The 22,952-nt window shown below is 49.1% G+C and carries 16 protein-coding genes; 9 read left to right on the top strand and 7 right to left on the bottom strand.

Going from position 1 to position 22,952, the window contains the following annotated elements; genetic code table 11:
* Nucleotides 1–129 precede the first annotated feature (129 nt).
* Together P8J86_08200 and P8J86_08195 are read right to left on the bottom strand one after the other, a co-directional pair.
* Nucleotides 130–3,747 (bottom strand): serine/threonine-protein kinase, encoded by a 3,618-nt coding sequence (locus P8J86_08200; protein ID MDG2054675.1) that lies wholly within the window; start codon nt 3,745–3,747, stop codon nt 130–132.
* Between the two features lie 170 nt (nt 3,748–3,917).
* Complete coding sequence (locus P8J86_08195; protein ID MDG2054674.1) at nt 3,918–4,928, bottom strand: endonuclease/exonuclease/phosphatase family protein; 1,011 nt, start codon at nt 4,926–4,928, stop codon at nt 3,918–3,920.
* A gap of 103 nt (nt 4,929–5,031) precedes the next feature.
* On the opposite strand from P8J86_08195, the gene P8J86_08190 reads away from it, so the two are divergent.
* The 3 genes from P8J86_08190 (at nt 5,032) to P8J86_08180 (ending at nt 7,150) form a co-directional block, all read left to right on the top strand.
* Complete coding sequence (locus P8J86_08190) at nt 5,032–5,418, top strand: DUF2237 domain-containing protein (GenBank protein ID MDG2054673.1); 387 nt, start codon at nt 5,032–5,034, stop codon at nt 5,416–5,418.
* Between the two features lie 235 nt (nt 5,419–5,653).
* Nucleotides 5,654–6,280, top strand: a complete 627-nt coding sequence (locus P8J86_08185) for a hypothetical protein (GenBank protein ID MDG2054672.1) — start codon at nt 5,654–5,656, stop codon at nt 6,278–6,280.
* A 264-nt stretch (nt 6,281–6,544) separates the two neighbouring features.
* Entirely contained in the window at nt 6,545–7,150 is a 606-nt protein-coding gene (locus tag P8J86_08180; protein MDG2054671.1) for a carbonic anhydrase, read from the top strand.
* A 14-nt stretch (nt 7,151–7,164) separates the two neighbouring features.
* Here P8J86_08180 and P8J86_08175 read toward each other — a convergent pair whose 3' ends face one another.
* On the bottom strand, nt 7,165–8,406 hold the full coding sequence (locus P8J86_08175; protein ID MDG2054670.1) for an MFS transporter: 1,242 nt from the start codon (nt 8,404–8,406) through the stop codon (nt 7,165–7,167).
* A 77-nt stretch (nt 8,407–8,483) separates the two neighbouring features.
* Entirely contained in the window at nt 8,484–9,914 is a 1,431-nt protein-coding gene (locus tag P8J86_08170; protein MDG2054669.1) for an MFS transporter, read from the bottom strand.
* A 371-nt stretch (nt 9,915–10,285) separates the two neighbouring features.
* On the opposite strand from P8J86_08170, the gene P8J86_08165 reads away from it, so the two are divergent.
* The 6 genes from P8J86_08165 (at nt 10,286) to P8J86_08140 (ending at nt 17,537) form a co-directional block, all read left to right on the top strand.
* Nucleotides 10,286–10,582 (top strand): RNA-binding protein, encoded by a 297-nt coding sequence (locus P8J86_08165; GenBank protein ID MDG2054668.1) that lies wholly within the window; start codon nt 10,286–10,288, stop codon nt 10,580–10,582.
* 315 nt (nt 10,583–10,897) lie between these two features.
* Nucleotides 10,898–11,884, top strand: a complete 987-nt coding sequence (locus P8J86_08160; protein MDG2054667.1) for a hypothetical protein — start codon at nt 10,898–10,900, stop codon at nt 11,882–11,884.
* A 178-nt stretch (nt 11,885–12,062) separates the two neighbouring features.
* Entirely contained in the window at nt 12,063–13,223 is a 1,161-nt protein-coding gene (locus P8J86_08155) for an FAD-dependent monooxygenase (protein MDG2054666.1), read from the top strand.
* A gap of 94 nt (nt 13,224–13,317) precedes the next feature.
* A complete protein-coding gene (locus P8J86_08150) occupies nt 13,318–14,364 on the top strand; it encodes a ThuA domain-containing protein (protein MDG2054665.1) in 1,047 nt (348 codons plus the stop codon).
* A gap of 102 nt (nt 14,365–14,466) precedes the next feature.
* A complete protein-coding gene (locus P8J86_08145; GenBank protein ID MDG2054664.1) occupies nt 14,467–16,251 on the top strand; it encodes an FG-GAP-like repeat-containing protein in 1,785 nt (594 codons plus the stop codon).
* The gene (locus tag P8J86_08140; protein MDG2054663.1) at nt 16,248–17,537 is read left to right on the top strand and encodes a redoxin domain-containing protein; all 1,290 of its coding nucleotides are present in this window, start codon (nt 16,248–16,250) and stop codon (nt 17,535–17,537) included. Before P8J86_08145 ends, P8J86_08140 begins: the two co-directional genes overlap by 4 nt.
* A gap of 82 nt (nt 17,538–17,619) precedes the next feature.
* Here P8J86_08140 and P8J86_08135 read toward each other — a convergent pair whose 3' ends face one another.
* From P8J86_08135 to P8J86_08125, 3 genes are all read right to left on the bottom strand, one after another.
* On the bottom strand, nt 17,620–18,105 hold the full coding sequence (locus tag P8J86_08135; protein MDG2054662.1) for a nucleoside deaminase: 486 nt from the start codon (nt 18,103–18,105) through the stop codon (nt 17,620–17,622).
* Nucleotides 18,106–18,305: 200 nt separating this feature from the next.
* On the bottom strand, nt 18,306–20,741 hold the full coding sequence (locus tag P8J86_08130) for a transglutaminase domain-containing protein (protein ID MDG2054661.1): 2,436 nt from the start codon (nt 20,739–20,741) through the stop codon (nt 18,306–18,308).
* 375 nt (nt 20,742–21,116) lie between these two features.
* Nucleotides 21,117–22,886, bottom strand: a complete 1,770-nt coding sequence (locus P8J86_08125) for a sialidase family protein (protein ID MDG2054660.1) — start codon at nt 22,884–22,886, stop codon at nt 21,117–21,119.
* Between the last annotated feature and the right edge of the window lie 66 nt (nt 22,887–22,952).

Here is a 22,952-nt window from a genome sequence, read left to right as displayed (position 1 = left end):
AAGCGTTTGTGATGACATCTGCGGGGAGACACTCTTCTGGTGCTTTATGTGATCGAGCACTGACTCCGTGTGGTCCAAGTCAGACCCCCCCTACGGCGCACAGATTGGCACCCTGCCATCTGTGCGCTTTTATGGTCCCGCTTCGACTGTCACCGGATCTGGAGCAGGCTCTTCTTGGATATTGACGGTGGTCATCGAATCCATGGCATCCTGAGCGCTCATCAGGATCGTCTCATAGGCCTCCATCTCCTCATGCCCCTCACCAGCGGAAAGAATCGCTCGACTGCTCCAAGCAATGGCCTGCACGTGATCCCCATCTAACAGATAAGAGCGTGCCAGGAGTGATGCTGCCTGAGGATCTTCAAGGCCGCGAAGCTCAACCAGCCGCTGCGCCGCTCGTAAGGCATGCCCTGTGTAGCGGTTTTGATAGTCCTTGAAATCACTGTCAAGAATCATCTCTGCAAAACGAGTCAGTTGTGCTGGATCATCTTGCCATCGCTCAAGCCTGTGGTCCATCACTGCATCGCCAAGATCCCAACGCTGATGATCCGATGCTAACCCCATGAATTTGCCCTCAAAGACAAGTACGTCAGGTGCATCGTTACCCAAGTGCTCACGAGCACGCATCAGTAAGTCGTGTGACATTGCCAGCGCGTCATCAACTTCACCCCGATCAGCCATGATGATGGCCAACTTACTCTTACCGTTGATTGGCTTTTCATGAAAAGGACCCCACAGTGCCTCAGCCCTTGTGATGGTCGCACGCAAGATCCCCTCACTGCGATCGAGTTCTCCCATGTCGTAATAGAGCTCTGCCAGCCAAGCATTAAGATTAATTTGTGTTTCTTCAGTGATTTGGGTCTCTGCGTCAGGATGAGCCAGATAGCGCTCCAGCACAGTCACCGCACGTTGGAGATATTCCTCTTCGCTATATGTTTTCACTGCTGCAGCCATGTAACTCAAGGGAACATTGTGACCGATCCCATACGCTTCAATTGAATCTGCCATCAAAGCATCAGCCAGTACATCTGCTTCTTCTGGTCGATGGATAATGTAACTAATGACCAAGATATTCCTCATTTGCAGAACGGCAATTGAGTTTTCATCTTGGATAAAAGATTTGATCTGATCGACCGACTCGTGCCACAAAGGCACACCTTCTTCTAACTTCCCTTGTATCAGCAGTGACACTGCAAGTGTCGCCTTGACATTTGCTGCCTGCATACTGTTACGACCATGCCTTTCAGACATCACATCGAACACAGATCGAAGCAGTGGCTCGGCTTCATCATGTCGTTCCTGAGCCGTCATAAGATTCGCAAGAAATGTTCTGGCGTTGTACGCCGCTGGATACTGTTCGCCAACCGTGGTCTCGTAAATATCAATCGCTTCAGTAAACAACGCCTCGGTACTATCATTCCCACCAGACATCATTTCAACCATTGCAACGGCCGTCGCGGCGTTTGCAATCTTAATGTTTCCTGGATCGTATAACACACGCGAGTCATCAAGCACCTGTGAGTACAACTCAAGGGCCCGTACACTATCTCGCTTATGGAAGTAAAGATGACCTTGTTGCTGGCGAATATCGAGCGTGACCGGATGCAATTGCCCCAGTTCTGCCTCGGCCAGTGGCAACACTTCCTCGATGATCACTGCCGCCTCATTTAACGAGTCTGTTTCTCTGGTTGATCCAATGAGAGAATGGTCAATGATTAATGCGCCGGCCAATTTTGACTTCGCTCTCAGATGTGTCGCCAGAGGCAGCTCACGACTGCTTGTCTTGAGTTTTTCTATGACCTCGCGACGTAAAGAGATCGTGCCAGTCGCTGTGGTCGACTCAATCACATCGGCAAGAACTTCCTTTGCTCCCGCGTAGATGTGAGCGGTGCTGGGCACTTCATCTACTCCATTGTCAATGATAAAAGTCGCTATGCCCCTGGCATCTTCAAACGCTCCGAGATCACGCAGCACTCTTGCATATGAAGCAGCGGTCTCAAACTTCTCTCGATTGCGTGCCTTCTGTCCATCAAAACTATTAAAGAGGGCAATGGCTCGCTCTAGCTGTTCTCGTGCAAGTTCGAGCTCGCCGATTTCCCAAAGCAGCTCACCAGTGGCCCTGCGCGCAGGTGCCTCGAGGTGTGGCATATCCCCAAAACGACGGTCGATCTCGCTGGCTGCATGCTTAAGAATGTCCTTGATGGTCATATCGCGACCCTGTGCATTGCGCGGAGCGCCCATGGACAACAACTCGATAGTCAAGTCGACCATGCGGCTGAGCATCTGTATGTTCTCAAGGGCTTCATCTCGAGCCGCTTCCAGATTTCCTACGGCTGCGGTCAGCTTGGCAAAGTGATCCTGGGCTATCGATCGTTGCTCATTTGCGATATCAAGGGATCGGCGGGCCTCCTCCTCAGCCTTGGTTACCTTCGCAAGAGCGCCGCTGAGCTGCGCGTTGGCCACTTCTGCCTCAGCATTGGCCGCGCGCGCTTCACCAGCACTTCGCGTGGCATTGACTGCCAAGATAATACTGACGACTGTCGCGATAATGAGAACAATCACGATGGCTGCTGCAGAGACAACCAGAGCTCGATGACGACGAGCAAATACTTGTAGTTGATATGCAATACTGGGCGGCCGGGCCTCTATGGGGCGATCACCCAGATAGTTCTCGATATCGCGTTGAAGTTCGTGAGCCGATTGATAGCGACGATCACGATCCTTCTCCAGCGCCTTCATGACAATCGTCTCGATGTCACCACGAAGCGCTTTGTTAATCGTGCTCGGTCGGCTTAGTGGTTTTTCGCGAATGACCCGAGCAGCCTCATAGACTGGAACCGTACTGAGGTCATAAGGTGGCTCATCACAGAGCAGCTCATAGAGAATAACCCCCAACGAGTAGACATCGCTACGCGTGTCGAGGATGTCGGGATCGGCTTCGCACTGTTCAGGGCTCATGTATTGCACGGTGCCGATCAATTGCCCGACATCGGTTTGCAGCGTGGTGACGGCCATGTCAGAGTCTGTTGCCCGAGCAACGCCAAAGTCAATGACCTTCGGCTGTCCATGATGATCTACGAGGATATTGCCTGGCTTAAGATCACGATGAATGATCCCCTTCTGATGCCCATGACTGACTGCATCACAGACCTTGATAAAAAGCTCTAGACGTTCACGTGTCGTGAGTTTCTTTTCCTGGGCGTACTCTTGAAGGGTTTTAGCCCCAGCAATGTACTCCATCGCGAACCAAGGCACGCCACCAGTACCATCATCCCAAGTACCCGCTTCGTGAATTTGCGCAATACCCTGATGGTGAAGTCGCGCTAGAATCTGCGCTTCAAAACTGAAACGCCGCATGGCACTTCGAGAGGTGACGCCATTGCGCATGACCTTAACCGCAACCTTGCGACGTGGTGTTTCTTGAATGCCTTCATAGACCGTACCCATACCACCAGAACCAATGACACGGCGTATCTTAAAATGAGCGATCTGTTTGGGATGTCCCTTGCCAGCAACCGACTGTCCAGTTCCCCTGGCCGCCACATCATCAACCACGGTTGCCTTTGCATGCACTTGAGCTTCATCACTCACCGGTGCTTCCGCTTGTTCAATTAAGGATTCAACCTTTTGACGCAATTGCGGATCATTCAGACAAGCGCCATCGAGATAGGCCTGTCGTTCTTGACCAGTACGAGAGAGTGCGGCCAATACGATCGTCTGAATTCCCTGGTCATGTTCTGACATCATCTACGTCCTACGCTGAGATGGAACACACGCTCATTCAAGGCATACCCTACTTGGCTGCCATGATGGTTCTTACGATGTATCGTACCGCGCCAAGATTATTTTGCGGCTGGCGATCGGGCCGCTCATGCCTCAATGAAAGGCTGTTGATGCGACTTGCTTCATATCACTGATCAATCGGTTGCTTTGGGATCCTGCCAATTCAGATCAATGACCACCGCACCATGATCACTTGGAAAGTCATGTTGCTGGGCTGGCTGATCTAATGGCGCCCATTGCTTTGGCAAGACCTCAGCGGCGGTTGGCATCAGCATTGGCCCAGCCTCTGGGTTATGCAAGTACAGACGATCAATACGATCGAGCGGCTGTGGCTTTTCAGCACTACCGCGAAACATTGGTGTCCAGGTAATACCTGGTCGCTGCACAGGATTGGGATGCACCACCCGGTAGGTATCAATGAAACCAGTATCAGCCATCAATGTGCTCACCGGTAGCGGCAACGCACGACGGTACGTACCTATGATTGCGGTATCGGTCGTCCAGTCTAGGTGTGAAGGACAATTAAAGTCACCACCAACTAAAAGTGGCACTTCAGCAGCGAGGTGCTCTTGAGCTTTGAGATGTTCCACAATCGCTTTCGCCTCAGCTAAGCGTTGCGAGTTGGTGGTCTCACATGCCAGCAGTTCTTCATCTGTGGCTTCTGGATGATCGCGCAGGTGATAACCAATATAGGCGCGGTAGTCGATCCAAATTGAATACGCGATAAAAAGACGCCCTGCTTTGTCTCTAAGTTTGGCGCCCACGCCATGCCAGACATCATGTTCATATGTTTTTTCGATCTTCAGAGGGGTTAAAATACACAGATGCGTGCTCGATCCTTGGAAGGAATTCCAACCTAACTCGCTTGCAATCCATGGACCCAACAAACCACGCTCACCGTCGATGTCGTAACTTTCTTGCATCAGGACCACATCGGGCTTGGCCTGACGAATAATCTCAAGTGCTTTCTCGGCGCCGCTTTCGACATCATTGCCACCATGCAAGACATTCCACACCAGCACACGCAAAGCCTGTGCCGGCGCCGGTGCTTGTGATCTCTCCTCTACGGTCTGAGCACGACTGGGCGCAATGACCAGCAGGATGGAAAGAAAGCCGAGAAGTAATGTATTTGTGATTGAGCGCATAAGCTCCTTCCCCCTTGGCATAGATCAGTGTTGATTTTACTTTTTTGCCAAGGCTTGTAGGTTAGGGGGCGTTGCCATCCTAATGATTGAGGGAGACCAAGTGATGATCCAAAATATCGAAGATCCACAAGCCCAGCGAAGCGTGCTTGGTGAACCACTCCTCAGCTGTTCTCAAGCCCCTCTGACAGGCTTCTATCGAACTGGCTGCTGTGAAACAGGTGCAGATGATGCTGGCTCACATACCGTGTGTATTTTGGCCACAGCTGAATTTCTAGCCTTTTCGAAGTCGGCTGGAAATGACCTGAGCACGCCCATACCTGAGTATGGCTTTCCCGGAATCAAGCCCGGAGATCGCTGGTGCCTCTGCGCTGCCCGCTGGCTTGAGGCTCTGGAAGCGGGTTGTGCCCCGCAGGTGATCTTAGAAGCGACCAATCAGCGGGCGCTGGAGATCCTCGATTTAGACGACCTGAGAGCCCATACCATCAGCTGAGAGCACCTCGTAAACACCTTTCCATGGGCTCATTGGTTTAGAACCAGTCAAGAGCCGTTTAAGATTCTATTTCATAGGCATTTTGAGGGATCGCGCCTCCATGATTTTAGGGTAGTATGACAGCCGGAGAGGCCCGAAAGGGCTTGGGAGAGCGGCGCCAAAGTTGGTCCGCCCAGGGAAGAAAGAGAAACACATCTCAAGTGTGTGACGAAAAAAAAGAGAGAGGAATCTAGATATGAAGACCATTAACCTTTTGCTATGCGCTGGAACCATTGCAGCTTTTACAGGCGCCGCCGCCGCGAGTGCTGAACTTTGGCTCAATGAACTTCACTATGACAATGCAGGTGGCGATGTCGACGAGGGGCTGGAAATCGCAGCGAACTTCGAAATAGATATCAGCTTGCTCTCAGTCTATGCATACAACGGCAGCAATGGCACTGAATACTCGAGCTGGTCTAACACCATCTTTAATACCACCACCGTTGCTGGTGGTAGCTTGGCTTGGTTCACCGGTCAGGGCTCGCTACAGAATGGTGCACCCGATGGCTTGGCTATCTACTACGACAATCAGCTGATCCAGTTCTTGAGCTACGAAGGAAGTCCATTCACCGCCGCAGATGGTCCAGCTGCTGGTGAGCTCAGCACTGATCTTGGTATCGCTGAAACAAGTAGCTCACCTGTGGGATCATCACTTCAACTCACCGGCACAGGGGAGAGCTATAGTGATTTCACTTGGACAGGTGGCGAAACTGCGACCTGGGGTTCCTTGAACCCTGCTCAGACCATTGGCGCCATTCCAGCACCAGGTGCCCTGGCACTTCTGGGCTTGGCTGGCATCGCTAGCCGACGCCGTCGTCGCTGAGCACAGCGCCGCCGAAGAACCCCGCAGCAATGCTGCGGGTCATAACCGTGTATCGCGATTCTCTCTCGCGCTGCTTGGTATGATTTGAACACTTGAGACTTAAGAAGGTCTCCAACGCGATAGCGTTGGAGACCTTTTTTTATGCCCCCCGAGTGCTTTACAGCACCAGAGAAGTTTGCTCGGCGATCAGCAGCAACAATCTGACCTGCCAGTTACCATGCCTCCTGAACGAAGACTGATGGCACAACACTCGATGATTCCAACATGCAAAAGCTGACCCCTGAACAAGCTCTTGAGACGCTCATGGCTGGGAATACCCGCTATGTGGCCAATCGGCAAAATCCCCATGATTACGCTGCCGAACGACAAGGGCTTGTCCAGAATCAAGAGCCTTTTGCAGCGGTCATTCGCTGCGCTGACTCACGCGTCGCTCCTGAAATCATTTTTGATCAAGCCATGGGTGAACTCTTTGTCTGTGGCGTCGCTGGCAACATCCCAACCGACGAAATCATTGCCAGCCTTGAATATGCGGTTTCAATACTTGGCACGCCACTGATTATGATCGAAGGACATACGAACTGTGGCGCTGTTCATGCGGCCCTCACACATCGCAATGATCTCAGTCAGCTGCCTGGCTCACTTCCTGATCTGATCACTCAGATTCTTCCTTGCACTTCGGCTTTGCAAGGTGATGAAAGTGGTTGGCTTGATCAAGCGGTCACCAATAATGTCAACGCAGGTATCAGGCGCATTCTGGAACGATCACAGGTCATTCAAGAAGCAGTGGAATCAGGTACGTGCCAAGTGCTTGGTGGTGTCTATCACCTTGAGAGCGGGATCTTCAATTTAATTGACGGTGAGTCTCAGTAGCTTACCGTTCAGATTCAGCCTGAAGATGATCCACCGCAAGAAGCGTTGGCCTCGGGGAGTCGTTTACAAATCAATAGCGCGACACCGACGATGGCAATCCCCGCCAATACAATCAAAGGCAGCCAAATAGCGATCGCAGCGATAAGCCCTCCGAGTATGCCCGATAGTCCTTCTGCACCAACTTGAATGGCCTGATTGTTCCCCATCACCCGTCCCTGGCGATCAGCTCCCACAACGCTCGAAATAAGCGCCGCAATAGCGGTCATACATAAGGCCAACGGCGCTGCCACTAAAAAGAGCGTGATCCAGAGCATCCACTGCTCACTTGGCAACACCACAATGACCATAAAGCCACCCATCAGTACGCCACCAATCACGGCTGCCATGCGATAGGACAGACGCTTAAAGACCAGCGCGTTAACGAAAAAGTTCATCAGGATGATGGGTACAGCGACCCAGGCAATGAACTCAGATTCAGTCGATATATCGAGCCCAAACTTGTCGACGATAAACATTGGAAAGCAACGAAAGAAACCGAATATTGCTAAATACAGCAGGAAGTTGCTTAGGTAGATTCGGCGGATGCCACAATCCGTGAAGATCGAGGCAATGTTGACAATCGACTTCACCAATGTGCCCTTGAGGCGTTTATCTTGAGGCAATGTTTCTCTAAACACTCCAAAGGTGTAAAGAAAAGAAAATGCAATCAAGATTGCTGTTGCCCAGAATGGAATGGCAGGACCAAACCATGACACAAGGCTTGGATCAGCAAGTTTTCCACCAACCAACGGACCAATGACATAGGCAAGCGAAACAGCTACATAGATGTAGCCAAAACGCCGCCCTCGATCTTCTTCAGTTGTGACATCTGCGATGGCACTTTGAGCAATGGCAATATTGGCTTCAATAATGCCCGTGATAAACAACGCTGCCATCAGTAACCAGAGCACCTGCCCCCCTACCGCATAGGCAATAAACACATAGCCCAAGACACACAATGCAATTGAGATGTTGAGCGGGGCTCTGCGCCCAAAGCGATCTGACAGGGCGCCGAGCATTGGTGAACCAAAAAACTGTCCCAGCGGATAGAGACTCAATACGATCCCTAAGATGACACTCCGCTTACCAAGCGACCATTGAGTCGGTGCCAACTGACCGTGCCCATGGATAAAGAGCGGTGTAAACACCGCAATCATGAGGCTATATCCAACAAAGCCGTTAAAGATAGTCAGATAAAGAGGCAGTAATCTTTTCAACTGTCTTCGAACCTCACTTGATTGGCATCAACAACCATTATGCGTGAAGAACACTTTCACCTAAAGACAAGCTGGTATTAGCTTGTCTTTTCAATCGCTTTGCCTGCCTTCATACTATGACCGAGAATCAACAGCAATCCGACGAGCCCAACAACTGCAGCGCATGCACCGATCAGGTAAGACACTTCTATACCAACAGCGTAGTTACCGCCATGTTCTCTCTGATAGACATCTATGATCGTGGCAACAATGACGATCGCCGTATTGCCCGCCAAAATAACGACTGTCATGATGGAGCCACTTGCCATACCAACCTTTTCTTTCGGCATGGTAATAATCGCACCAGCCTGTGACATTGACCATGACCACGCGCATCCAAATCCAGCAACAACCATCGCGATCGCAAGCCATATGGGGTTATCGTCGATAAACATAATGATGAGACCAATCGCCTGTAATACCAGCGCCACTGCAACCAGCAAAGTCGCCCCAAATTGACGCTCTAGACGCGCACCTAAGAAACTTGCAATCGCAGTACTGCAACTGATGAATAAAAAGAATAGCCCTGCGTCCAGTGCCGAAAAATGAAGCACTTGTTGTAGCAGTAGCGTGCTCCCAAAAACAATGATGCTCCAGGCAATGTTCCCGGCCATGCCACCAACGGCAAAACCGACAAACTGCCGGTTACTCAAAAGACGTAGGTTGACGAGGGGTGACTTGATCTTGAGTTCCAGCCAGCCAAAGGCAAGCAACGCAATGACACCTGCGAAACCCACTGAAAGCCAACCGTAGAGCGGCCAATGCGGAATCCGATCGATACTCACCGAGATAGCGCCAATGCCGATCAACAGGAATAGAATGCCAAAATAATCCAATCGCCCCTTGGCATTGGGATCACGTGATTCTTTGGCAAAGACCTGAACCATGACAAATGCCACAGCGCAAATGGGCAGATTACAGAAGAATATCCATCGCCAACTCAGTGCATGCGTGAGCGCCCCACCCATCACAGGCCCAACTGCAGCGCCCAAAATAGCAACGCCCAAGAGAATCGAAAGATTACGCGGCAGTCTTCCAGGCGAACTTGCTTCGCTGACCACTGCCGTCGCGAGAGGAAAGAGCAAGCCTCCTCCAATTCCAAGAGCAACCCGCGACACAATGACCATGGTTACTGTTTGAGAAAAACCCACCCAAAGCGAGACCAACGCAAATACAAAGATGCCTATCTGTAGAATAAGCTTGCGACCATACCGATCGCCAAGTGGGCCTGCGACACCCAATACCGCACAGAATGTCATGATGTATCCAGTAATCACCCACTGAAGATCAACTGCTGCAACACCAAAATCTTCAGCCATCGGAGGCAGCGCGATCGCAGCGGCCCACCAATCAGCGCAAACAATGAATTGAGCCATGCCCGCTGCAATCAAAAGCAGTATGCCTGAATTTCTCTTGTTTTCACTCACTGTTGCAGCGGTACCATATTTTGATGATGATTTTGCGATCAAAAAGACTCTAGATGATCAATGCCTGTGTTTCATATTCAGCCAAATCAGAACTATTGATACCTCTATTAGAATGGAACAAACACCGCCTCCACAAGGCTCCGCTGGCGGGGCTCGACAAGAAAAGTAAATATTTGGTTCATTTTGATAGCCACTTTATCCCTTTTATAGGGCTCCTATGAGGCAATAGGGCCTTTTCGATGCATAGATTCAGGAAAAATGATCATCCGAGGTGCGGAGCCTCCCGCAGCATGCTAGGCTTTAGCACTGAAAAGCTTTGTCGCCCTTGAGTAAGGGCATTTCTGGAGTATGTCTCCATATGTAATCGGCCACGACTTTTATGGCCCAGGACCCTTTGAATCGGAATCAGTAATTTGAAACTCTACGTAGGCAATTTGAACTTTGATACTAACGAAGACTCCGTCCGCGAGGCGTTTAGCGCTTTTGGAACAGTGGACGATGTCGCCATCATCACAGACCGTCAGACCGGCCGCCCCCGCGGTTTTGGATTCGTGACCATGAATAATGACGGTGAGGCGAAAGCCGCGATGGAAGCCCTTAACGGACAAGACCTTGAAGGTCGCGCCCTTAACGTCAATGAAGCGCGTGAGCGCTCCAGCAGTGGCGGTGGCGGCGGTGGCGGTGGCGGCGGTGGTCGCGACCGCTGGTAAGCCCCACTGATCCCACACACCTCGCTGTCAAGATATGCAGTGTGGGAATCAATAGACAGCAATAATATGAACAGCCTCGGTGCAAGCCGGGGCTGTTTTTTTACAGCGACCAGGCGTTGCGAATAAATGTTTTTAGAGGGTATCCGCCATACTCGTTGTCATGGCTACGGACTTGTCACTCATAAAACATGTTCAACGATATCAGTTGCCGCTAGCATATCTTTTCACTCGTGCTCTCATTGAAATTCCTGGCTTCTTTTCCGAAGAGAGAATTTTCTCTTGCTCAATCGATCTGGTGAAATCAAAGGATCAATTATGAAATTCACTTTCCTAGCGACAGCCTTTTTATTTACTACATTCTCTGTCTATGTCATGGCCCATGATCCGGATGATGCCGACCATTCAAAAACACATCCAGTTACCGGCTGGGGCCAAGGCGAAGATACGGGGGCACTCGGCAGTACCCATGGTGGTGTTGTCATTGATGAGGCCGGTCTCATTTACTCGAATACAGATACGCCCCGTTCTATTATTGTCCATCAACCTGATGGAACCTTTGTGAGGGCCATGGCGTCTCAGTATCCGGGCATTCATGGCATGACGCTGCATGAAGAAGATGGCAAGCAGTACATCTATGCGGCCCATTTAGCAGGCCATCAAGTACTTAAGCTGCGTCTTGACGGAACACTTGTATGGGCATTAGGCGTTCCAATGGAATCTGGCAAATACGACGACAACCCAAATGCATACGCACCAACTGCAGTCGCCGTAGCACCGGATGGAACAATTTATGTTGCCGACGGCTATGGAAGACAGTGGGTGCATATCTTCGGACCAGATCTCAGTTATATGAAAACAATTGGTGGACCAGGAAGTGAGCCTGGACAGTTTAAAACCTGTCATGGTCTGGCTGTAGACAAACGAGGCGACGAACCACTCCTACTCGTCTGTGATCGTGAAAACCGTCGTATCCAGCGATTCCATTTAGACGGTACGTATAAAGATGTTGCGATTGAAGGCCTACGTCGTCCCTGTGCTATGAGCATACGTGGCAAAGAACTCGCTGTTGCTGAGCTAGAGGGTCGCGTCACAATTCTCGATGAGAACTTTGATGTCATTGAACATGTGGGAGACAATCCTGACAAAACTCAGTGGGCTAATCATGGCGTACCACCCGAAGCTTGGAGTGATGGTATTTTTACTGCTCCACATGGATGCTGTCTTGATCATGACGGCAATTTATATGTCAGTGATTGGAATGCCACCGGTCGTCTAAGCAAAATCGAGCGTGCGAAGGACTAAATATGACCGGCAACCTGAAAGCACTGCCTTGACTAATCGATAGCCTTATTGAACGGTATTTGAGCCGTCATGACTAATAAGATCAGGCCAATGACAGGGGCTACGAAAAAAAGCAATCCAAAGACAGGACACAATCGACACTGGTAGACTAGTTGCATAATCCACAGGCGGAGCACCTATGAGCAAGATCAAGCGTGTCATTATTATTGGCGGTGGAATGGCTGGACTCACGCTCAGCTTAGCATTGAAAAAGCATGGCATTGAGAGTGTGGTGTATGAACAATATGACCACCGACAGCGACTGGACACTGGACTTCTCTTGTGGGGGTTTGCCACCAATAGGCTCAAGGATCTTGGCGTTGACATGAATGCAGTCGGCAAGTTTCTAGAACACATCGAGATATATGGCGCTAAAAACGAACTTGTGGCAGAGTTACCCGTTGGTCAAGTCAGTCGCGAACACGGAACCGGTTCCTATGAAATTAACCGAAGGCGCTTAAGTGAATTGATGGAAGAGCTTCTTGGAGACTCACTAAATAGAGGCTGTCGTTGCCAAGCAACACATACTGACGGACAAACCGCCGTAGCTGAATTCGAAGACGGATCGACTGTGGAAGGTGATCTTCTCATAGGCTGTGATGGCGCACACTCAGTCGTCCGAAGTTCACTGTACCCAAATGTTGAACTTGAGAAATCCAATGGCGGTGGATGGGGCGCGGTACTGCCCTTCCATCCACCTGGATTAAAAGAAGCATGCCATCTCGACTTTTGGCAACCTGGCACCAAATGCGGCATTGCTGATATCGGCAATGGTGAATGCCGTTGGTATGTCAATCTTCGAAAAGGTGGCCCCTCTAGCGAATCACACAAGAAAGAGTCTGCCTTAGCTGCACCCAAACATCCACATCCAGTTCTCACTGAAGCGATTAATGCAACAGATGACGCCTTGATATGGATTACAGAGCAAACCTATCTCAAGCCCCTTCCTTCTTGGCATAAAGGACGCGTGATGCTGGTCGGTGATGCAGCGCATGCTTCAACATCACATGCCGCAATGGGTGCGTGCACCGCAATTACCGATGCCTTTGAGCTCGGCAATATGATTGCATCAGATAAACCAGTCAAAGAAGTCATACAGACATTTGAAGACGAACGAAAACCGATTGCTGATGAAGTACTGAAAAAATCAAAGTCAGGACTGAGCATGTCGGCATCAAATTCTCGCATCTGGGCATGGTTCCGAGATATGGCCTTCCGGCATATGCCAGAAAAACAAGCGAAGGAAATAACCGAGAAAATGGTGCTGGCTCAAGAGAGCGAGAAAGATGCATCGCAGTGATTCAATTGGAGATAAACACGTGTTCAATTCAGTAACGACTACACTTGCTTGTACTTTGTTTTTGACTTTGACTACATTCATCACAGATTTAGCAATGGCACAAGAACACACCCCTCATCAAACAAACCAGACAACGACTTCGCCAAAATGGCTCACTTTTCCTGGCTCAAAAGACCAAGCTCCCGGTCATGGGCGTCGTATTGTTCTTCTTGCCGGCGATGAAGAATACCGCTCCGAAGAAGCAATGCCATTACTGGGGCGTATCTTAAGCCATGAGCTGGGATTCGAGTGCGTTGTTTTATTTAGCCAGGATGACAGTGGTGAAATCAACCCTGAAAATCTGCATAACATCCCCGGCCTTCAACTTATTGATGATGCGGATCTCTTGGTTGTCTTCTTGAGATTTAGAGAACTGCCAGATGACGATATGGCTCACATCGTTGATTACATTAATAGCGGTAAGCCAGTCATTGCGTATCGAACTGCTACACATGCATTTAACTATCGAAAGAATCGGGATAGTCCTTATGCAAACTGGACCTACAATAGCCAGGATCCTCAGGGTGGATTCGGTGGTCATATTCTCGGTGAAACTTGGGTAGCACATCACGGACACCACGGCCACGAAGCGACGCGTGGCGTCATCCCAGTCGATGCAAAAGATCATCCAATAGTACGTGGTGCTGATGACATCTTCGGACCTACGGATGTCTACGCCGTTGGCTCATTACCAAAAGATGCGACGGTCCTGGTACGCGGCGCTATCTTAGAAGGGATGAATCCAGATGATCAACCTGTGGCTGATAAACGAAACGACCCAATGATGCCCATCGCATGGATCCGTGAGCGCCCAATGCCTGATGGATCCAAACAACGTATTTTTGTCACCACGATGGGCACAGCCGAGGACTTTTCCAGCGCTGGTCTACGGCGACTTTCAGCCAACGCTGCACTTTGGTGTGTAGGCCAAGAAGATCAGATTCCTCCGCAAGGTGTTCGAGCAGATTCCATAGGCCCTTGGGAGCCAACTGCATTTGGCTTTAGCGGTCATCGAAAGGGAAACTACAAACCCGATGACTTTCGGGATGGGTCTCCATGGGCAGAAAATCCTGCCTCCAAACCCAATAATGGCTCTTCCTGATCTCACATCAGGTTGTCGCCATTTTTGTCAGACTTCTAGGTCTACTGCAGACCATCATTGACTGATCAATGACTTACAATCTTGGCTTGGACGGGAGCCATCATGCTTATCACACCTTGCCTTTTCTTGGCTGCATTAAATGTAGCCTGTCACATCAATGTCGATGCAAGCGAACATGCCGGTTTTGCGGATCCCATACGAATTAAAGCTGCAGGGCAACCAATCGATGTCACGACGGGGCATGCAGCGCCTTATATCTATGACATCGACGGCGATGGAATTTCTGATCTCCTTGTCGGAGAATTTGGTGCTCTCCCCTATAAAGGTCCTGTCAGCGAGGCAGGCGGTCCTGGCCATGAATGGGTACAAGGCCGACTCCGAATCTATAAGAACCACGGGACGAACCAGGTACCAAAGTATGAGTCCTTTGAGTACATGAAAGCTGGCGATGAGATTGCGGCGGTTCCAATTACATGCTGTGTCAGCTTCGTGCCTCATGTTGTCGACTTTGATGGCGACGGCATCGACGACATTATCTCAGGATCCTATCCAGGTGATATGTACTTTTTCAAACGCAATTCAGATGGCTCCTTCCAGAGTTCCGAGCACCTGAAAAATGTTGATGGGCAACCACTGCATGCGATGCGACCGATCAAAAAGAAATATCAAGAACCAAACGGCCCAACAGAGCATTCCGTTCATTCAATTACCATTGAGGCCCATGACATGGATGGCGATCAGGATCTTGATCTGGTTATTGGCTCCCGACTTGATGGTTGCTACACAATTGAAAACATCGGCTCACGCAGTACACCTTTATGGAGCACCGAGACAAGACCACTTGTAACGGCTTCCGGAGACCCCATCGGCGGTTGGGACTATGGATCCAATGTGCACTTTTCCGACTGGGATGGCGATGGTGTAAGTGACATTATTGTCGGAAGTGAAAATGGTGGCGTCTATTGGCATCGGAATGAAGGCAAAGAACATAAGCCTTTATACGGAGCCATGCAGACACTCATTTCTGAACCAACGATGGACCAGATGTTTCATCGACAGTCCACGCCACCAATTCATGGCAGCCGAGTGAAAGTTCATGCCGCCGATTACAACGGCGATGGTCATACTGATCTGTTAGTGGGAGACTTTGGATCAACATGGCATCCGATTAAAACGTTGACTGATTCAGAAGTAAATGAAAAACAGCAACTCGAGAAGGAACAAAACACTCTCTACGAGCTTCTCGAGCCTGTGTGGTCCAAAGATGAGGCTGACTACAGCCAACAAGAACAGTCCAATATGAATCGGGCTGATGAGATTGCCATACGCCTCGAAGCGCTTGAGACGCACCGCCACGATTCTCATGGCTGGGTATGGCTCTATACGCAAAGTCATTCACCACCTGTATCTGCCACGAAGATTAATGAGCTCCTTTGGGAAACAGCTGGTTCATCGAATGGCGCAATGAACTTCTTGTTCAGCAACACACCAGCCAATACAGAATTGCCGATAAAGATCGGACTACGTGTCCATGTTGATGCAGGCACCACCGTCGGTGCTTCGTCCATGCATGTTCGGCCTGGAGCCACCGGATATTTAAGCCAATTGACTTGGGATCTTCCCGAAAACGCTACGATGACCAACGTTACATGGCCGAAACCAAAAACTATTTCTATTGCAGGAACAAACTCATCTGTTTACGACCATACGTTTACAATCTGGGCAGAGATTCAACTACCAACCGATCGTCTTCCGAATCACTCACACCCGCTGCAAGCAACGCTTCAGTACCAAACCTGCTCCAAAAGAACCGGCGTATGTTCGCTCAAAACCGCAACTGCTCACGCTGACTTTCCCAATGCCACCCAAAAGAAGGATCTACAATGATATCTCGTCGCCTACTTACCACTGCCCTACTTTCAACATGCTTGACGATGCCACTACTGGCCGATGATGCCAAGACTGAAGCACAATCGAATCCGCTCATAGAAAAAGTAAGTGATTTTTATAAAACACTTCCAGGCGCCACTTTCAAAAGCACAACTCATGTTGTTGCAGATGATATGCCGCAGCCAATGATCCAGACGGTTGAAGTAGCTATTGCTAAGCCCAACAAGTTTTCCTTACGTAGCACAGACGATATGTCAGGCACCAATATCGTTAGCAACGGTACATCGATCATGGCTTCTGCAAGCGACTTTGAAATATATAGCGAGTCACCCGCACCCAAGACCTTGGCTGAGGTTGCAAAACAGGCAAACAGTGGCGAAGGCCCGTTTGTCATGTCCGACCCCATGCTTCCAATGCTCTTAACGCTTTTCACCGCTGACCCTCAACAACTTTTTTCAGCTGACTTTATGAATATAACATCAGCTCCATCAAAAGAGTTTGACGGCATTCACACTGATGGCATCACCTTCAGAATGACCAATGATGCAATAGGCGATATGAACATGACGGCTTACTTTGCTCAAGGTGATCAGCCTTGGCTCATCGCCGTGATTCCTGACCTCAGCGACTTACAACAAGAAGGTATGCCCAGCTTTGAAGTCACGCTCAAGATGGAGGACTGGAAAGCTGGCGAACCTGACAATGCTGCATTTGCCCTAAAACCGAAAGAGAACTGGACGAAAGTCGATGACCTTGTGGCTGCAATCATGGACAAGCAGCAAGAAATGATGGAAGGAATGGATTTTGAGGGTGCTGGCCAAGAACCAACTCACAAACTGGTTGGTCAACAAGCAGAAGACTTCGAGCTTCCAATGCTTCGCGAAGACAAGATGGTCAAACTCTCTGACCTAAGAGGCAAAATCGTTGTTCTTGATTTCTGGGCAACATGGTGCGGACCATGCGTCATGGGACTTCCACATGTCATAGAAGCTGTTGATGCTTTCAAAGACAAAGGCGTTGTTTTCTTTGCCATCGACCAAGATGAACCGGCTGAAAAAGTGCAGGCGTTCGTCGATCGAAAGAAGTGGACCTTCCCAGTACTTATGGATAAGAAGGGAATGGTTGCAAAGAAATTTGGTGTCTCCGGCATTCCACAAACTGTCGTCATTGGAGCAGATGGCACCATCCTTAACATTCATGTGGGATTTCTAGGACCGAAGAAAACGAAGTCGAATTTGACAGAAGATATTGAAGCTGCAATTGCCGCGAATCAACAGGGCTAATAAGAATTTATATTCGTTGACTTTTTACGGAGCGGGCCATTTATTGGCCCGCTCTTTTTTGTGGATTCGTTTTTGATATGCCTTAGTACTTTGCACGACCTGAAAGTGACTTAAACTCTTTCCACAGTTTGCTCATTTCATTATGAAGATGACGAATGCAAGGCACACCTCTCGCATGAGGCTCTTTGTTCATTGACTCGTAGATAGCCTTGTCATCAAACTCTCCATAATGGAGTGCATCTTCAATAGTTGACGCATAATAGACTTTGGTAATACGAGCCCACCAAATGGCGCCATAGCACATGGGACATGGCTCACTACTCGTGTAAAGCGTACAGCCACTCAGATCGTGCGTATCCAGTTTTTTGCATGCATCCCGAATAGCGACAATCTCACCATGGCTTGTTGGATCTCGTTGCTCAAGAACGCTGTTGTAGCCTTCCCCCACTATTTCGCCATCACGAACAATAACACTGCCAAAGGGACCACCTATTTTTCGCTCAATAGATGCCTCACGCGCAAGCTCGATTGCACGAAGAATAAACGCTTGGTGCTTTGACTCTGGCATAATATTGACTCACACAGATAAGTACTCAAGTGGTTTACGAAGCAACTTTTATATCCTAACAGTTGATTTGACGTCACACACAAAACCTCGATTGCGCCGTTGAATTCACTATTGAATTGCCTGTTCAGCCTCGCAGACATTCCCATATCTGGAAACGATGTTTAGCTTATCTATCAATCAAACTGTTTTTTATTCTGAAATCATGGCGATGATTGAGTGGGCAACTCTACGATAATCTCACCGGTAAATATACCTGCTGGATCACCTCGCTCAGCCAGTGTTTTTGCCATGGTTTCAATTGTACGTGGCACTTGTCCTTGAAACAGAACTTGGTTTTCAGGCCCACGTACGATCACATTCCGGTCTAGATCGACCATGCCATCATCCAGTCGAATACGCAATGACTTTGCACCACCAGTCTCAAGAATATGAACCGTCTGATTATCAAGCTTCGCTACAATTCGCTGCCTCGGTTGTGGATCATCGTTCGCGAGCCAATAGAAACGTGGATGTACGACATCATCTTGCAACCAAACAATCTTCTTCGGGCGAAGCTTCCGTTTCTTTGATGCCATCCACTGCAGTCCTGAAACTTCTTGCCGATCCATCCAATGCCCTTTGCCGTCATGAATTTCCACCCAATGGTCATAACCGGCCGGGTCGTCTTTTTTCAGCTTCGCCAACTGGGCTTTCCATTGTCCAGCCACTTGATTGCGTTTAAACGCAGCATCTTTGGCACCCATATGTAGAGTGAATGCTGTATTCCTTAGACCATCTGGTTTTGTCTCATTTGGATGCCCAGCCATCATGCCAGCACCAGCCCAACGGTCAGCCATTCGCGGGGCCAGCTGGTAAACGCCGTCTCCACCAGCACTGTAACCAGTGATATAAATGCGATTGGGATCAACGCCTTCAATGGCAATCATATTTTCAATCAGGCGATCAAACATTGGATCAATATGACTTTGGTGCCATAGATTCCATGTATCGGTTGGCGCTCGTGGCGCCACATAGATACCTTCTTCGAGCTGGTATAACTTTTTCTGGTTTTCCCATTGCCCGGTATTTACCTCAGGTGGAGCACCACCACCACCATGCATTGAAATCCACAGACTGTACCCCGCTTCTGGTGCATCGCCGAAGGTGGTGTACCAAAATGGCATACGCATTTGACCATGCTCAATGACACGATCTTCCATTTCTTTTGACCGTTGCGATCGTATTTTTTTGGCATGGCTCTTGTTGAGCATTCTTTTGGCCGTTGAGGTCACGCTTTTGTTTAGTGCTGTTTTAGAAAATGACTGATGACCTGGATCTGTACCACCAGCATTAAGGTACTGAATCAACGATGCCACCGCTCCAGCAGAGCTACCAGCTACATCGTCAGATGACTGCTGATGATCGACTTCAATGGTGACAAGCTGCTGATCATGAGTAACAAGCAGAGAATGAGACACTGGATTGCCTGTCATATGAGATACACGAACCCGAAATGTTTGCCCCTCAGGTAACTGAACAGTGATATGGTCATTGGCATCAAACCGTTCATCTTTTGATTGTCCAGAAAAGACTTCTTTACCTGACTCATCTAAAATTGAGAGCTGCGCTGGAAGTCGCTCCTTTGTTTTCGGGTCAACCACAGAAAAACGAACACGCGATTTTCCTTCAGCGAGGGGTTGCGATTCCGCCGTATAACGATCCGTCACATCGACCGCATTGATCCGTTGATCCTCAGATAGCCAAGGCAATGGGAATGAAATTGGTGTCTTCCGCCAAGTGACTGCATATATTGCATTTTGTGGATTTTCTCGCGATGCTTCTGCCGCCCGACCTGAAAACCAACCTTGGTCAAGCGCGTCACCAGTCGGCTCAGCTGCACCTGTAAAATGCCATCCATCGTCCCACACTTCGACCCAAGAGTGATTGCCACTGCCATCTGACCATAGTGGGATACCAACAAATCGAGCTGGTACCCCAACACTTCGACAACCGTCGATAAGAATGACTGATAGCCCAGTACAAGAGGCCATGCCAATATCCATGCTCTCATAGGGGCTTTGATCGGGCTTACTACGTTTGGTCGAATACTTCACACCAACATCTTTGAACATGGCATTATTGAGAATAGCGGCTGCCTCTGCTGGTGAATGAGCATTTTCAACGAGCTTTGAAAAGCGATCTCTAAAGTCACGCCTCCAGTTATCACGTCGCTCATTAATTGCCGCATAAGGCAATATGGTGTCAAAAAACATAGCCTCTGAAATTTCATCACGCCAAGGCGCTTGCCGCCAAGCCTGATAAGCCAAGTCACAGTTTTCGAGCAGATATTCTGCACTGAGATGACGCAAATCTTCCACTGGCATGTGAAGGATCATCCATTGCATACCACGCCGCTGATCATCTGGAACTTCGATCAGTGCCTTTTGAATCTGTGGACCATTATCACCACTTCGCTGAACTGCAGACATCAACTCTGACGATGTGGCGAAGTCACTATCGTGTTCCACGATATGACTCAAAGAACGTATCGGCACCTCTGGATCGACATCAGCGGCACTGTACTGAGAGGCCATAATCAAGACTACTAAGCTGCAACTCAATGTCTCTAAAACACATTTCCAGCTTTCACGGCGCATCTCATCACTCCTCACCTACTAAATGACTATTGAATATGAATCACCTGAGACATCATACTTTGATCCAGAAGGCGTCATGTATTGCTCACCACGAGAATCAAGCTCAGTGCCGAGTTTTGTGTTTTTTTGATGGCCATCCCAGCGCCAACGTACCTAAGAAACAAAGACTACCAATGATGATATATCCGTATCGGAAGGCCAGCGACGTAGGGTGTGGCTCAAAGGTGGCAAGAACGCCATAGATACAAAACAGCATTATTAGAATGAGAATGATCCCAAAACACCAACGCATCAAATACCTCGAGTTCTGCTATTGAGCAATTTCGATTGTGATCTTTCCATTAGATGTTTCGATCTTCCAGTCCCTAAAATCGGTTACTGAGTGTGACTATTCAGGCCGCGATTAGAATCTACTTCTTGAGCCAGCTTGTCTAACTCTTTCATGTTCATGCGAGAAGATAAAATATATGGTTTTTCTCCCGTGTCCCAATGACCATAGGTTGTCGTGACGATCGTTCCATCGGGCTGCACCACAACTCCTGGATAAGCCGCGTCCCAGCGGTTCTTATTATCTTTAATCCGCACTCGATACTGCCCGGGTGTCCCATATAAAATGTCTTCCCAAGTACCAACCCAAGCCACCCAATCTCCTTTGGTGGGACTATCCAATGTTGTGTCTCTAAAGGATATGAAGAGACGACCATCTGGAACATAAACACCCTGATGACGATCTCCTGTCAAGGCTGCTGGTAGTTCTCGCGGCGGTGACCATGTCAAACCTTCATCTTCACTAAACATGACATAAGAATTTCTGACGCGACTGTTTTCTCGCAAGAGTATTGCGATCGTCTTTCCATCTGGAGAGCGAATCAGACCTGGTTCACATAAATGAACATCACTTGCTTCCAAAATTGCTTCCGGATAGCTCCAGGTCAAACCACCATCACTACTCAGTGTCTTATACAGCGAGAATTTGACAGGGCTCTCAAGGACGCCATCTTCTTTGATATAACGGCCATCATCATGGAACATCGCCATATAGCGGCCGTCATTAAGCTGCTCAACACATGCCATCACCACAATACCGCCCCATGGAGACGGCGTTTCATCTTTCACTGATGAAATTGGCTCAAGCGGACTCCACGAATGTCCATCATCTTCACTAACTGCCAACCGAGCAGGGTACAAACCCGACCACATGATCAGTCGTTTCTTACCTGTGCGTGGATCGACGACTCGGTAGAGTGTTGGCACTTCTTTACTGCTCGACCAATTCTCTGGTACCGGCAGGCGATCAGACCAGCTTCGCCCCCCATCAGTTGATCGTTTGTAGATGATTGCTCCACTTCCATGCCCCTTTGGGTATACACAGAGTAGTGTCTGCCCATCTTCTAATAGAACGGTTGTCGGATGACCTAGATACTGATCTTTCTCACGATCTACAACAACGTGGCGATGGCTTTGGTCGTCAAGATCAACCAATGGCAAACGATATCCACGGCTTGGAACCAACTGGTCAATCTGATCGAGCGAGATTTGAGTCAGAACTTCTTTCACTTGAGCGCGTTGGGAAAGCATGATTGTCTCAATATGCATCTTCCCATCATCACTTAGTTCTAAACGCCCCCATATTGGCTCCTCACCTTGCAAAGCCGCAAGGCGAACCGTAAAGAGCCCCTCACCAAATTGTTGAATCTGGTGCGATTGTCCGACCCAAAGAACAAGATCGCCTTCTGTTGGACTACCTTTGAATTGATCATGAAGTAGCAAGAAGATTCGACCATCTTCCCCCTGCTGGCCATCAAGTATTTTGCCCTGCATCGCAGCTGCTTGTGGAACAAGCTGCGTCCAATCTGCTTCTTCACCCGATCGCCAACGCGCCATTGTTGAACGATTTGATGAACCGGAAATGAACTCGATTTCTGCTCCATCACTTAGGAGCACCGAGACTCGACCATTGGAGACTTCAGGAGCTTTGCCACTTTCTCTGTCTTGAATCTGCGCCTGGTGACTTACATCTATCCAAGGTGTTCGCTTGGTTCGTTGCTGAACCCAGGTTGGTGACACAGATTGTGCCATGACCGCGCTAAACACGAGACCAATCATCAAACTCGCGAATACATAGCTTACTTTAATTGACATCATGTAATGCTCGCTCCTGAATGATTCCCAGCATACAGAATACCGAACTGAAGCATTTCATCTTCAATA

This window comes from Phycisphaerales bacterium (assembly GCA_029268515.1).
GTDB lineage: Bacteria > Planctomycetota > Phycisphaerae > Phycisphaerales > SM1A02 > JAQWNP01.
This window is presented reverse-complemented; position numbering and strand designations above follow the sequence as displayed.